The organism is Streptomyces sp. A012304 (genome assembly GCF_026008495.1).
Lineage (GTDB): Bacteria > Actinomycetota > Actinomycetes > Streptomycetales > Streptomycetaceae > Streptomyces.
The window spans coordinates 51,848-65,571 of record NZ_BQUN01000099.1; the positions used below are offsets into that span (position 1 = coordinate 51,848).

At 75.0% G+C, this 13,724-nt stretch carries 2 protein-coding genes; both read right to left on the minus strand.

From position 1 onward, the window contains the following. Positions 1-139 precede the first annotated feature (139 nt). Positions 140-1,267, minus strand: coding sequence for a DUF3995 domain-containing protein (locus ALMP_RS25165; RefSeq protein WP_264932069.1), 1,128 nt, complete (start codon positions 1,265-1,267; stop codon positions 140-142). A 167-nt stretch (positions 1,268-1,434) separates the two neighbouring features. Continuing rightward, positions 1,435-13,724 (minus strand): non-ribosomal peptide synthetase (locus ALMP_RS25170; protein ID WP_264932071.1); only part of this gene is annotated, 12,290 nt, incomplete at its 5' end.

Here is a 13,724-nt window from a genome sequence, read left to right on the forward strand (position 1 = left end):
ACGGAAAAAGGCGGCTCCGGACCCGGCGGGGGATGACGGGCCCGAAGCCGCCGGTCTGGGAGGCAGCGGGGTTCGGAGGGAGCGACAGCGTCCGGACGGGGGCCGTCCCACCTCATTGAAGGGGCGGGACGGCGGGCCCTCAAGGACGCTTCGACGAATTCGAAGCGGGGACCGAACCGGTGGTCGCGGCGGCCGGCCGCGCGCCCCGGCCGCAGCTCTTGCACGCGCCGCGCCGCCGGAAGTAGTAGGCGAGCGTGGCCGCCGCCAGGGCCAGGCCCCACACCGGCCAGATGGTCTCCGGGACGGTGGCGCCCCAGTTCTCCTTCGGGTCGTCGAAGGCGCCCTGGAAGTGCAGCCGGATGTACATGATCCCGGCGGTGGTGACGAGGACGGAGACCAGCGAGGCGGGCACGATCGCCAGGGCCGGCGGCACTCGCTTGCCACGCAGTCCGATCATCCAGCGCGGGAACACCTCGCCCCAGCGCTGCACCAGGCCGAGGGTGAGCAGCGAGCCGAGGGCGCCCATGGTGGCGAGCGCGGCGCCGAACAGCCAGAGGTTGTCCTCCTTGCCCTCCTCCCACATCTTGTCGGAGATCCCGAGCGGGTAGCCGAGGGCCCACGCCCACCGGGTGCTGGCGTACACCAGCGGCACGGCGACCGCGATGTAGGCGGCCCTGCGGCCCCAGCGGGCGGCGGATTCCGGCTCGGTCCAGCCGGCCCCGGAGTCGGCGCGCCCGCAGGTGACGCAGGCGCCGGTGGTGCGCCGCTGGTAGACGACGGCCGACATCGTCATGAGGCCGACGGCGGTGACCGCGAACACCTGGTTGATCACGGTCCAGTTGATGGCGCTGAACTTCAGCATGAAGACGTAGGCGAGGTTGCCCAGGATGCGGAAGTCGGCGATCGCGCCGAGGACCGCGGCGACCGAGAGGCCCGTCGCGCCCAGCAGCACCGGGGTCGGGATCCGGCGCCGGCCGGGCAGGGCCAGCAGCACCGCGACCGCGGCGCTGAGCAGGAACCCGGCCGCCACCCAGGGCGCGAGCTGCTCGCGGCCGACGTGCTCGAAGGCCGAGTACTCCGGATTGGCGTCGTCGGCGCCGAACGGGAAGCCCGAGCCGCCCAGGGCCCAGTACACGTGGGCCAGGCCGTAGGCGAGCAGCGCGACGACGGCCGCCCAGCCGATCCGCGCCGGCCTGTCGTGCCGCCGGTGCACGTGGGCCTCGACGAGAGCCGCTTGTCGTAAGGGCGCGTTCTCCACCCGTGTCATGGCGCCTGCCTCCTTCGGTCGTTGCGCATTCAGCATGGCTCGCGGGGGTCCTCCGCCACATCTGCCGATCGGCAGATCCTGGGCCGCCCGCCGGGGGCGGCCCGGGCAGCACGCGGGCCCGGCTCCGGTGGCGCTGGTGCGGAGCCGGGCCCGGTGGTGCGGGCGGGTCAGCGCCCGGCGAGCCGGTCGTTCAGGGCCCGGCCGATCTCCTCGACCGGACCGGCCTGGAGCAGCTGCCGGTGCTCGCAGTCGATCTCCAGGACCTCCACGTTCCCGGTGACGAAGCGGCTGAGCCGGGTCACCGAGCGTTCGGTCTTGTCCTGCGGGTGGTCCTCGTCCCGGGTGGCGACGAACAGCAGGACGTCACCGTCGAACACGCCGGGCTCGTGACCGATCGTCAGGTCCCAGTTGTTGTTGTTGACGGCGCCGATCCGCAGGATCTGCTCCTCGTCGAAGGTGGCCAGCGCGCTGCCCTCCTCGCGCAGCACCGCCATGACCTCCGCGTGCCGCAGCGGGCCGTCCCCGAACATCCCCGGGTCGCGTCCGACGAAGTCCAGCAGGGCCAGCAGGACCTTCTGCTCGTCGGCCGCCGTGTACTCGCCGTCCAGGTCCTCGGCGCTCATCGGCACCTGGTCGAGGTTGGCGAGCAGGGCCACCTCCTGCCCCTGCTCCTGGAGGCGGACGGCGACCTCGTGGGCGAGGATCGCTCCCATGGACCAGCCCAGGAGGTGGTAGGGGCCGGACGGCTGGACCTCACGGATCCGTGCCACGTAGTCGTCCGCCATCTCCGGCACCGAGCGCGGCAGCGGCTCGTCGCGGGCCAGGCCCCGGGCCTGGATGCCGTACACCGGGTGGGCGCCGTCGACGTACCGCAGCAGGCCGGAGTACATCCAGCTGACGCCGCCCACCGGGTGCAGGCAGAACAGCGGGGCGGCGTCCCGGCCCTCGCGGAGAGTGAGGACCACCTCGAAGGAGTCGTCCGCCCCGCCGCCCGCGCCCATCAGCTCCATCAGGGACGCCACCGTCGGCGCCTGGAACACCGCCCGGTTGGACAGCTCCACCCCGAAGACGGCGCGGATCCGGCTGGTGAGCTGGAGGGAGACGATGCTGTCGCCGCCGAGCTCGAAGAAGTTGTCGTCGATGCCCACCCGGTCCAGCTTCAAAAGCTCCGCCCACAGCCGGCACAGCAGTTCCTCGCGCGGGTTGCGCGGACCACGGCCCGCGGCCGAGGGGCCGAAGTCCGGGGCGGGCAGCGCCGCCCGGTCGACCTTGTCGTTGGCGTTGAGCGGCAGCTCGGCGAGCGCGACGAAGGCGGCCGGGACCATGTAGTCGGGCAGTCGCCGCGCCACCTGCTCGCGCAGGCCCGCGGTGTCCGCGCCGGGCACCGGCACGACGTACGCCACCAGCTGCTTGCTGCCGGGCCGGTCCTCCCGGACCGTCACCAGACTGCGGGAGACCTGCGGCTGGTCCTGGAGGACCGTCTCGATCTCGCCGAGCTCGATCCGCAGGCCGCGGATCTTGACCTGGTGGTCGGCGCGCCCGACGAACTCGATCTGCCCCTCGCGGTCCCAGCGCACCACGTCGCCGGTGCGGTACATCCGCTGCCCGGCCGGCCCGAAGGGGTCGGCGACGAAGCGTTCCGCGGTCATGCCGGGCCGGCGGACGTAGCCGCGGGCGGTGCCCGTGCCGGCCAGGTACAGCTCGCCCGGCACGCCGAGCGGGACGGGCCGCAGCCGGTCGTCCAGGACGTAGGCGCGCATGCCGTCCATCGGCCGGCCGATCGGGACGTTGCGGCCCGTGCGGTACGGGGCGCGCAGCGGCAGGCAGGTGGCGTAGACCGTGGTCTCGGTCGGGCCGTAGACGTGCACGACGGCGGTGTCGGGGCAGGCGTCCAGGACACGTTGGAACGCGGCCGGGGAGACCTGCTCGCCGCCGGTCCAGATCTCGCTGAGCGGCGCGAAGCAGGCCGGGTCCTCCTCGGCGAGCAGGTTGAACAGCGCCGTGGTCATGAACACCGCGGTCAGGCGCCGCCGTTCGGCGATCCCGCGCAGTCCGGCCGCGTCCAGCTGTCCGGGCGGCGCCACGACCAGCTCCCCGCCGCCCAGCAGCGTCGCCCAGATCTCGTACGTCGAGGCGTCGAAGGCGTGCGGCGAGTGCATCAGCACCCGCTCGTGACCGGTCCGCCAGCGGGTGTCGCAGGCCAGCGCGACCACGTTGGCGTGGGTGATCCCGATGCCCTTGGGCTGCCCGGTCGATCCGGAGGTGTACATGATGTACGCCAGCTGGTCGGGGTGCGGGGCGCGCCCCGACGGCCCGGCGGGCGCCCCGGCGGCGGGATCGGTGCCGGCGTCGGCGCGCAGGACCCGGGCGGTGTGCCGGAACTCCACGCCGGCCAGCGCCTCGTCGGTCAGCAGCACCGCGCAGCCCGTCTCCTCGACGATGTGCTCCAGGCGGGACACCGGGTAGCGCACGTCGAGCGGGACGTAGGCCGCGCCGGCCTTGAGGACGGCGAGCGTGGAGACCACCAGGTCGATCGAGCGTTCCTGGAGGATCGCCACCCGGTCGCCGGGGGCGACGCCCGCGTCCGCGAGGCGGCGGGCGAGCCGGTCGGCCCGCGCGTCCAGGTCGGCGTAGCGGAGGGTGACGGCGCCCGCGGTGACCGCCGGGGCGTCGGGCCGTTCGGCCGCGCGGGCCTCGAACAGCGACACCAGCGTCCCGTCCGGCAGGTCCCGGTCGGTGTCGTTGACCTCGGCCAGCAGCGCGCGCTCGTCCGGGGCGAGCAGGTCGAGGTCGGCGACGCCGCGGTCGGGGTCCGCGACCGCTTCGGTGAGCAGCCGCACCAGGCGGTCCGCGAACGACCGGGCGGTGTCGCGGTCGAACAGCGCGCTGTTGTACTCGAGTTCGCCGCCGATGCCGCTCGGCCCGTTCTCCCGGGGCACCTCCCCGAAGGCGAACGACAGGTCGAACTTGGCGATGTCGGCCGACGTCGGCTGCGGTGCCAGGGTGAGGCCGGGCAGTTCGAGGCGGGCCTCCTCGTTGTTCTCCAGGCTGATCGCCACCTGGAAGAGCGGGTTGCGGCCGAGCACCCGCGGCGGGTTGAGCTCCTCGACCAGCCGTTCGAAGGGGACGTCCTGGTGGCTGAGGGCGGCCAGGTCGGCCGCGCGCACCCGGTCGACCAGCTCCCGGAAGCCGGGGGCGCCGGTCAGGTCGGTGCGCAGGACCAGGGTGTTGACGAAGAAGCCCACCAGTTCGTCGAGGGACTCGTCGCCGCGGCCGGCGACCACGGTGCCCACCGGGATGTCGGTGCCGGCGCCGAGCCGGTGCAGCAGGGCCGCCACGGCGGCGTGCAGCACCATGAACAGGCTCGCGCCGCTCTCCGCGGCCAGCCGGTGCACTCCCTCGGCCACCGCGTCGGGCAGCTCCAGCGGGACCCGCCCGCCGTGGCTGCCCGCCTCGGCGGAGCGCGGCCGGTCGAGCGGCAGCTCCAGCTCCTCGGGCAGCGCGGCCAGCGCGGTGCGCCAGTGGCGCAGCTGCCGTCCGAACGGGCTGTCCGGGTCGTCCTCGTCACCGAGGACGCGCCGCTGCCACAGGGCGTAGTCGGCGTACTGCACCGGCAGCGGCGCGGACTCGGGCGCCTCGCCCGCCCGCCGGGCCGCGTAGGCGGTGCCGAGGTCGCGGGCGAGCGGGGCCAGGGAGGAGCCGTCCGCCGCGATGTGGTGCAGGACCAGGTCCAGCACGTGTTCGCGTGGGGCCAGCCGCAGCAGGCGGGCCCGCAGCGGGAGGTCGGCGGCCAGGTCGAACGCGGTCGCCGACGACGCGGCCAGGGCGTCGTCCAGCTGTTCCTCCGTGACCGTGCCGGTCTCCAGGGCGAGCGTGAACTCGCCCGCGGTGAGGACCCGCTGGCGCGGGGCGCCGTTCTCGGCGGGGAAGACGGTCCGCAGGCTCTCGTGGCGTTCCACCACGTCGGCCAGGGCCGCCTCCAGGGCCGCGGGGTCCAGGTCGCCGAGCAGCCGCACGGCCAGCTGGATGTTGTACGTGCCGGCCGTGTCCTCCATCGAGTCGATGAACCACAGCCTGCGCTGCTGGGAGGAGAGCGGGATCCGGGCGGGCCGCTCGACCGGGGCGAGGCGCAGCCGGGCCGTCTCGACGTCGGTGAGGCGGGCGGCGAGCTGCGCGGGCGTCGGGGCTTCGAACACGGCGCGCACCGGCACTTCGACGTCGAGCGCGCCCCGGATGCGGTTGACCAGCCGGGTGGCCAGCAGGGAGTGGCCGCCCAGGTCGAAGAAGCCGTCGTCGATGCCGATCTCCGGCACGCCGAGGACGTCGGCGAACAGGGCGCACAGCGTCTCCTCGCGCTCGTCGCGCGGGGCGCGGCGCTCGGCGGAGGCCTGCGCGGTGGGCGCGGGCAGGGCCGCGCGGTCGACCTTGCCGTTGCCGGTCAGCGGCAGCGCGTCGAGGAGGACCAGCGCCGACGGCACCATGTAGTCCGGCAGTTCGGCGCCGAGGTGCTCCTTCAGCTCCCCCGGCTCCACGGGCGCGGCGGCGACCACATAGCCGACCAGGCGTTTGTCGCCGGGCCGGTCCTCGCGGACGACGACGGCGGCCTGGGCGACGGCCGGGTGGCGGGCGAGGCGGTCCTCGATCTCGCCGGGTTCGATGCGGAAGCCGCGCAGCTTGACCTGCTCGTCGACGCGGCCGGCGAACTCCACGACGCCCTCGCCGGTCCAGCGGGCCAGGTCGCCGGTGCGGTACAGCCGGGAGCCGGCCGGGCCGAACGGGTCGGCCACGAACCGCTCCGCGGTCTGGCCCGGCCGTCCGGTGTAGCCGCGGGCCAGTCCGGCGCCGCCGATGTACAGCTCGCCGACGACCCCGACCGGGACCGGGCGCAGGGCGCCGTCCAGGACGTACACGCGCATGTTGTCCAGCGGCCGGCCGATCGGTATCCGGGCCGGGACGGGCGTGCCGACGGCGACGGCGTGGGACAGCGCGAAGGTGGTCGTCTCGGTGGGCCCGTAGCCGTCCACCACGACGGTGTCGGGGCAGGCCTCGCGTACCCGGCGCACGGCGGCGGCGGGGACGGCGTCGCCGCCGGTCCACACCTCGCGCACGCCCGCCAGGCCGCCCGGCGCCTCCTCGGCGACCAGGCGGAACAGCCCGGCGGTCAGCCACAGCGCGGTCACGTCGTGGCCGGTGAGCAGCCGGTCGAGGCCGGCCACGTCGAGGTCGGCGGGCGGGGCGACGACGACCGTGCCGCCGTTCAGCAGTGGCACCCACAGCTCGTAGGTGGAGGCGTCGAACGCGGTCGGGGAGTGCAGCAGCACCCGCTGGTGCGCGCCGCCCCGCCAGCGCCGGTCCAGGGCCAGTTCGACGATGTCGCGGTGGGTGATCTCCACGCCCTTGGGCACTCCGGTCGAGCCCGAGGTGTACATCACGTAGGCCAGCTGGCCGGGCAGGACGGCGCGGGTGGGCGCGGTGCCCGGCGCGTCCTCGTGCGCGCCGATGACGGTGACGCCGAGGCCCGCCGCCCGGTCGGCCAGGGCGCCGTCGGTGACGACGACCGGCGCGCCGGTGTCGGTCACGACGTGCCGCAGCCGGGGCAGCGGGTCGCGCTCGCGCAGCGGCACGTACGCGCCGCCCGCCTTGAGGACGGCGAGCAGGGCCACCGGGAGGTCGGCGGAGCGCTCCATCAGCACCGCGACCGGGGTCTCGGGGCCGACGCCGGCGGCGGCCAGCCGGCCGGCGAGCCGGTCGGAGCGCTCGTCCAGTTCCCGGTAGTCCAGGCGCAGGTCGCCGAAGACGACGGCCGGGGCGTCGGGGGTACGCCCGGCCTGGGCCCGCAGCAGGTCGGGCACCGCGCCGCGGGGCACGACGTGCGCGGTGTCGTTCCACTCCACGAGGAGGGTGTGGCGCTCGGCGGCGGTCAGCGTCTCCAGGGAGTCGACGCGGCGGGCGGGGTCGGCGGCGAAGGCCTCCAGCAGGCCGCGCAGCCGGTCGCCGAGGGCGTGGGCGGTGTCGTCGTCGAACAGGTCGGGCCGGTAGTCGATCCGCAGGGTGACGGCGGCCCCGTTGTCGGAGGCGCCGAGCGCGAGCGGGTAGTGGGTGCCGTCCTCGATACGGGCGTCGACGACGCCGAGCCCCTCGGCGGTCTCCTCCAGGTTCTCCGCGTCGACCGGGTAGTTGCTGAACTCGGTGGACGTGTCGAACAGTGCCTGGGTGCCGGTGAGGCGCTGGATGTCGGTCAGGCCGAGGTACTTGTGCGGCAGCAGCCCGTACTGCTGCTCCTGGAGCCGGGTGACCACGTCGAGCAGGGTGTCGCCGCGCTCGACGCGCACCCGCACCGGCAGGGTGTTGATGAACAGGCCCACCATGGTCTCCACGCCGGGCAGTTCGGCGGGGCGGCCGTTGACGGTCTCCCCGAACAGCACGTCGTCACGGCCGGTGAGCCCGGCCAGGAGCAGGCCCCACGCGGCCTGGACGACGGTGTTCTTGGTGACGCCGTGCCGGCGGGCGGCGGCGGTGAGGCCGGCGGTGGCCGACGCGGACAGCGTCAGCTCGTGCACCCGGGGACGCAGCGGCTCGCGGGCCGGGTCGGCGGGCGCGACCAGGGTCGGCTCGTCGACCCCGGCGAGCGCGTCGCGCCAGGCGTTCTCGGCGGCGGCGCGGTCCTGGCCGGCGAGCCAGGCGAGGTACTCCTTGTACGGGGTGACCGGCGGCAGCGCGGCGGTGTCCGCGCCGTTGCGGTACAGCTCGAACAGCTCGCCGATCAGGACGGGCCCGGACCAGCCGTCGAACAGGATGTGGTGGCTGGCCAGCAGCAGCCGGTGCTGCTCGGGCGCGGTGCGCACCAGGGTGAAGCGCAGCAGCGGCGGGGTGCGCGGGTCGAACCGTTCGGCGGTCGCCTCGGCGGTCAGCCGCCGCAGTTCCCGCTCGCGGGTCTCGGTGTCCAGGCCGGCGAGGTCCACCTCGTGCCAGGGCACCTCGACGTCGCGCGGGATGACCTGGAGGGACTGGCCGGAGGCGCCGGGGCGGAAGGCCGCGCGCAGGTTGTCGTGCCGGCGCAGCAGCGCGGCGGCGGCCTCGCGCAGCCCGGCCGGCTCCAGCGGGCCGCGCAGGTCGAAGGCGAACAGGGTGGTGTAGATGTCGGAGCCGCGCTCGTCGTAGAGCCCGTGGAAGAGCAGTCCCTCCTGGAGCGGGGAGAGCGGCAGGACGTCGACGAGGCCTGCGGTGGCCGTCTCCAGGCGGTCGATCTCGTCCTGGTCGAGGGTGACCAGGCTGAGGTCGGAGGGGCTGAGGCCGCCCGTCGTCGTGGCCGACTCGGCGTGCTCGACCAGGGCCCGCAGGGCGCGGAACCAGCTCTGTGCGAGGTCGCGGACGTCGTCGTCGGAGAACAGCTCCCCGGCCCAGATCCAGGTGGCGGTCAGCCGGGGTCCGTCGGGGTAGGTGACGGCGGTGGCGGTGAGGTCCAGGGAGTGCGGCAGCGGCATGGCGGCCTCGGCCACCCCGGACAGGTCCCTGTTGACCTCCGCCTGCTCGGTGGCGGGCTCCTCGGCGTTGCCGAGCCGGCCGAGGTAGTTGAAGCCGATCTGGGGCTGCGGGTAGCGGCCGAGGACCTGGGCGGTCTGCGGGTTGAGATGGCGCAGCAGCCCGTAGCCGATGCCGTGGTCGGGCAGGGCGCGCAGTTGTTCCTTGACGCTCTTGAGCGCCCGGCCGGCGGCCGGTCCGCCCGACCACAGCTCTTCCCGCGGCAGGTCGCCGGGGTCGAGGCGCAGCGGGTGGAGGCTGGTGAACCAGCCGACGGTGCGGGAGAGGTCGACGCCGTCGGCGATCTCCTCGCGGCCGTGTCCCTCCAGGTCGATCAGGACGTCCGTGCCGGTGCCGCGGCCGGTGCGGCGGCGCCAGTCGGCGACGGCCAGGGCGAGCGCGGTCAGCAGGACGTCGTTGATCCCGGCGTGGAACAGGGCGGGGACGCGGCCGAGGAGCGGCCGGGTGTACTCGGCGGGCAGGCGCAGGGTCAGCTGCGCGGCGGTGCCGAAGGTGTCCCGCGTGGCGTCCAGCGGGCGCGCGGTGAGCAGCGGGTCGGGGCCGTCCAGGACACCCCGCCACAGGGCGAGTTCCCGCATCCGTTCCGGCTGGGCCGCGATCTCGGTCAGCTGCTTGGCCCAGCTGCGGAAGGAGGTGCCGACGGGCTCCAGGGCGATGGTGCGGCCGGCCCGCAGCGCGGTGAGGGCGGCCTCCAGGTCGGGCAGCAGGATGCGCCAGGAGACGCCGTCGACGACCAGGTGGTGCGCGACGACGGTGAGCGTGCCGGGGGTGTCGGCCCCGGCGTCGAACCAGACGCACCGCACCATCGCACCGGCCTCGGGGTCGAGCCGGGACTGGGCCGCGGTGGTCTCCGCGACCGCGCGGGCGTCCAGTTCGGCCTCGCCGAGCCCGGCGGCGAGCAGGGCGGCGACGTCGACCCGGTGCACGCAGTCCTCGGCGCGTACGGAGCCGGGCGGGGCGACCTCCAGCGACCAGCCGAAGTCCGGGCCGAGCCGGGACAGCGTCATGCGCAGCGCGTCGTGGTGGTCGAGGACCGCCTGCACGGCGGCGGTGACGGTGTCGGCGTCGGTGCCGGGCGGGACGGGCAGCGACATCGTCTGGTTGAACTGGTCGATGGAGCCGCCGCGTTCCCGGATCCAGTGGACGATCGGGGTGAGCGGCACGTCGCCGATCCCGTCGGACGGCTCGGCCGGGGCGCTCGCCGCCCCCTCGTCCTCCTCCTGGCGGCCGCGCACGAGTTCGGCGAGGGCCTGCGGGGTGCGGTGGACGAACACGTCACGGGGGCTGAAGGAGAATCCGGCGCGGCGGGCGCGGCCGACCAGCTGGATGGAGCTGATGCTGTCGCCGCCGGCGGCGAAGAAACTCTCCGCCACGTCGACCCGTTCCAGGCCGAGGACCTCCGCGAACAGCGCGCACAGCGTCGCCTCGGTGTCGTCCACCGGCTCCCGGGACGGTTCGGCGGGCGCGATCTCCGGCTCGGGCAGCGCCTTGCGGTCGAGTTTGCCGTTGACGGTCAGCGGCAGCTCGTCGAGGGCGACGAACAGCGCGGGCACCATGTGCGCGGGCAGCGCGGCGGCGACGTGCGCGGCCAGCGCGTCCGGGTCGGGCGTGCGGCCGTCCGCGCCGACGACGTAGGCGACCAGGCGCTTGACGCCGGGCGGTGCCTCGTGGACGACGACCACGGCCCGTTCGACGTCGGCGTGCCCGGCCAGGGCGGCCTGGATCTCGCCGAGTTCGATCCGCACACCGCGGATCTTGACCTGGAGGTCGTCGCGGCCGACGAAGTCCAGGCCGCCGTCGGCGCGGCGGCGCACCACGTCGCCGGTGCGGTACATGCGCGTGCCGGGCGGGCCGAACGGGTCGGCGACGAACCGCTCGGAGGTGAGCGCGGCGCGGCGCAGGTAGCCGCGGGCCAGCGAGCCGCCCGCGAGGTACAGCTCGCCGGGCACGCCCGGCGGCACCAGCCGCAGCGAGGCGTCCAGGACGTAGGCGCGGGTGCCCGGTACGGGCCGGCCGATGGAGGGGGTGCCGGTGCCGGGGGCGACCGGCTCGGAGAAGGTGGTGGCGACGGTCGCCTCGGTGGGGCCGTAGGCGACGACGAAGCGCCGGCCCGGGCTGAAGGCGTCGGCGAGTTCGGCGGAGACGGTGTCGCCGCCGACGGACACGGTGCGCAGACCCGGTACCGCCTCGGGCGGGACGGTGGCGAGGACGGCGGGCGGGATCTGCAGATGCGTCACCCCGCGGCCGGTCAGGGTCTCGGTCAGCGGTTCGCCGGCCAGCGGCCCCGGTTCGGGCACCACCAGCGTGGCGCCCGCCAACAGGGCGGCGCACAGCTCCAGCACGGAGGCGTCGAAGCTCGGCGAGGCGAACTGCAGGACGCGGCTGTCCGGGGTGACGTCGAGCCGCTCGTGCTCGGCCGCCGCGAAGTCGGCGAGCCCCGTGTGGGTGACGACGACACCCTTGGGGACGCCGGTGGAGCCGGAGGTGTAGATGACGTACGCCGGGTGCTGCGGGCGCAGCGGGGCCAGGCGGTCGGCGTCGGCGGGGGCGGCGGCGGGCAGGGCCGCGAGGCGCGCGGCGACGTCCGCGTCGTCGAGGACGGTGATGTGCGGCGCGGCGCCCTCGGGCACGGCGGCCCGGTGGGCGGAGGTGGTCAGGACCGCGCTGGGGCGGGCGTCGTCGAACATGAACGCGATGCGGTCCGCCGGGTACTCGGGGTCGACCGGCAGGTAGGCGGCGCCCGTCTTGAGGACGGCGAGCTGGGCGATCACGGACTCCACCGAGCGGCCGAGGACCAGTGCCACGGTCCGCTCCGGCCCGGCGCCCTGCGCGATCAGCAGCCGTGCCAAGCGGTTGGCCCGCTCGTCCAGTTCGGCGTAGCCGAGCCGCAGGCCGGGCGCGTCGACGGCGAGGGCGTCGGGGGTGGCGGCGACCCGGGCGGCGAACATCTCCGGGAAGGTGGCGGGGCGCGCGGGAGCGCCGCCCGGGGCGGTCATGGCGGTCCGCTCCGCCGCCGAGACCAGCTCCAGGGCGGCGAGCGGGCGGGCGGGGTCGGTGACGAAGGTCTCCAGCACCCGCAGCACGCGGTCGCCGGCGGCCTCGATGTCGGCGCGGGTGAACAGGTCGGGGCGGTACTGCCAGGTCATGCTCATCCGGGTGCCGCGCAGGGCGACGCTCAGCGCCACCGGGTAGTGCATGGCGTCGTGCACCTGGGCGTCGACGACGCCGAGTTCCTGGGCGGAGCTCTCCAGCGTCTCGAAGTCGACCGGGTAGTTCTCGAACACCAGCACGGTGTCGAAGAGTTCACCGACCCCGGCGAGCCGCTGCACGTCGGCCAGGCCCAGGTGCTGGTGGGCGAGCAGCCCCGACTGCTGGGTCTGGGTCCGGGACAGCAGGGTGAGCAGCGAGTCGTCGCGGCGGAGTGTGATCCGCGCCGGCAGCGTGTTGATGAACAGGCCGACCATCTTCTCCACGCCGGGCAGCTCCGGCGGGCGGCCGGAGACGGTGGCGCCGAAGACGACGTCCTCGCGGCCGGTGAGCGCGCCGAGGACGACGCCCCACGCGCCCTGCACCAGGGTGTTGACGGTCAGGCCGTGCGCGCGGGCCCGGCCCACCAGGGTTTCGACGAGCGGCTCGGGCAGCTCGACCTGGAGCCGCTCGGGGGCGACCGGGTCGCGGTCCGCCGCGTCGGCCGCGATCAGCGTCGGCTCGTCGAGGCCGGCCAGCGCGGTGCGCCAGGCGTCCTCGGAGGCCGTGCGGTCCTGGGCGGCGAGCCAGGTCAGGTAGTCCTTGTACGGCACGACCGGCGGCAGCTGCGCCGGGTCGCCACCGTTGGCGTACAGCTCGAACAGCTCGCCGACGACCAGGGGCAGCGACCAGCCGTCCAGGGCAATGTGGTGGACGGTCAGGACGAAGCGGTGGTGCTGCTCGTCCAGCCGGACCAGGGTGCAGCGCAGCAGCGGCGGGGTGCCGAGGTCGAAGCGGCGGCCGCGGTCGGCGGCGAGCAGCCGGGCCAGCTCCTCGTCCCGGTCGGCGCCGGTCAGGTGGCTCAGGTCGACGTCCGTCCAGGGCAGTTCGGCCTCGGCGGGCACGACCTGGAGGGGTTCGCCGGCGGCGTCGGTGAGGAAGCAGGCCCGCAGGTTGTCGTGGCGGCGCAGCACTTCCTCGGCCGAGCGGCGCAGGGCCGCGGCGTCCACCGGGCCGTCCAGGGCCAGCGCGGACTGGATGGTGTAGACGTCGGAGACGGTGTCGTCGTACAGGCCGTGGAAGTGCAGGCCGCGCTGGAGCGGCGACAGCGACAGCAGGTCGGCGAGTCCGCCGGGGGCCGCGGCGAGCCGGTCGATCTCCGCCTGGGTGACGTTCACCAGGGGCAGGTCGGAGGGGGTGAGGCCGCCCGCGCCGGGCCGCTCGGCGTGCGCGGTGAGGGCCTGGAGCGCGGCGAACCACAGCCGGGCGATCTCCCGGACCTCCGCCTCGGTGAGCAGTTCCCCGGACCAGGTCCAGGAGGCGGTCAGCCGGGGGCCGTCGGGGTGGTCGACGGTGGCGGCGTTGAGTTCCAGGGTGTAGCCGAGGGGCATGCCGGCGTCGCCCGCGCCGGTGAGGTCGCGTACCCGCACGGTGTCGGCGGCGGCCTGCTCGGCGTTGTCCGCGGCGCCCATCCGGCCGAGGTAGTTGAAGCCGATCTGCGGCTCGGGGCGGCCGGTCAGCTCGGGAGCGGTGTCCGGGTTGAGGTGGCGCAGCAGGCCGTAGCCGATGCCCTTGTCGGGGATCGCCCGCAGCTGCTCCTTGACCGCCTTGAACGCCGCGCCGAGGGCGGGCCCGCCGGTCCACAGCTCGTCGGTGTCGTGGGCTCCGGGGTCGACGGCGACCGGGTAGAGGCTGGTGAACCAGCCGACCGTGCGGGACAGGTCGGCGC

Excerpts from the sequence above, each read along its gene's own strand:
- ALMP_RS25165 (WP_264932069.1), bottom strand. The coding sequence starts at position 1,267 with ATGACACGGGTGGAGAACGCGCCCTTACGACAAGCGGCTCTCGTCGAG.